A 1,210-nucleotide genomic window follows, 5' to 3' on the forward strand; every position below is an offset into this window, starting at 1 on the left:
ATGTTTGGAAAACTCAAGGACTGGAGGCGCATTCACACACGATACGACCGCTGCGCCCACACCTTCATGTCCGCAATCGCCATAGCCGCCATCGTCATCTTCTGGATATGATCAATGAGTCCTGAGCCTAACAGGGCGAGACATGGTATCGATTGATACGTCTATTTCCGCGGGTCGCTGCTGGATATGGCAAGGTAATGTTTATATACTTTAAGGTGCATTTTAAATTGACCGCCAAAGATTGACCCTAAACCCATATCTACTTTGCGAGATGAATTTGATGTTGAGCAAAAACTGCATAGATAGTACCTTTGAATTGCCTTGAAGCAGGAGAAGAGCAATTCTTCAAAATCCATTCCTTCTTCTTGTAACAATATGCTGCGTCGGTGCTGAAGTCTATCTAGAGGCACGTTTATGAACTTGACAAAGCTATAAATAACCTCAAGCTCATAATCTGAATCTATCAAGTGCACCACAGTTCTTATCGAGTCTGAAATGAATTCCACATCATCCGCGTCGAAAACTAAATAATAGACAGAGATTATTCCGACGACTATATCCCAAATGGAAAGGGCTCGCAACTTCCCGTCATCAATGGCCTTGTCATAGAGATTAAACTCGAAGTGTCTTCTTTTTATGAAGTTGATGACAGAATGCGACTTGGTGCCGAGAAGCTCACCAATATCAAGATCGGTTATTTTAAGTTTGCTAATAGTCGGATCGGTAAGAACTACAATGTAATCCATCACAGGGCCTGACGGAGGTGGAATTCGGTCTAGTACTGGTGCATAGTAAGTTGCCGGCCAAAGTTCATCATGCTCAGACTGAGGTGTCGTTGATGCATCTCTCCAATTGATATCCGAGACGGAATTTTCGAATTTTTCTTTTGGCTTCAGCATTAATTACCTTTGGACCATCGCTCTTGGAGACACAGCCAATGTGGCCGACGAATAGTTAATAATTTGATACTCCACCGTGATACGCTGTCTTTAGCAAAGTCCCGTGCCATTGTCTGAGTCGAAGAAATTGTTTGGGGTAATTCTTCCCATGGTTAGGGTCAGGACTTCGGTAACGGGGTCGTTCCAGTCAAGCGTTTTTGCGCATGCGGGATTCACCGCCGGACCGCGGTTTTGTCCTTTGAACACTTGATCTGCTTCCCTTCTCGGCAGCCTTCGCCTGAGGTCGACCCGGGTGCATGCTTCGGTCCGTG

General features: G+C 45.3%; 2 protein-coding genes and 1 pseudogene. 1 reads left to right on the plus strand and 2 read right to left on the minus strand.

Features of this window, described 5'->3' with window-relative positions; translation table 11 throughout:
* A pseudogene (locus D1012_RS21830) lies at positions 1-111 on the plus strand (IS5/IS1182 family transposase); the annotation flags it as partial.
* Positions 112-161: 50 nt separating this feature from the next.
* Here D1012_RS21830 and D1012_RS21835 read toward each other — a convergent pair.
* Positions 162-899, minus strand: a complete 738-nt coding sequence (locus D1012_RS21835) for a hypothetical protein (RefSeq protein WP_147335775.1) — start codon at positions 897-899, stop codon at positions 162-164.
* A 90-nt stretch (positions 900-989) separates the two neighbouring features.
* Positions 990-1,210, minus strand: a 221-nt coding sequence (locus D1012_RS23095) for a hypothetical protein (protein WP_233517239.1), incomplete at its 5' end; no start/stop codon positions are given.

The sequence above is a fragment of the Pseudotabrizicola alkalilacus genome, from assembly GCF_003443995.1.
In the GTDB taxonomy this organism is placed as follows: domain Bacteria; phylum Pseudomonadota; class Alphaproteobacteria; order Rhodobacterales; family Rhodobacteraceae; genus Pseudotabrizicola; species Pseudotabrizicola alkalilacus.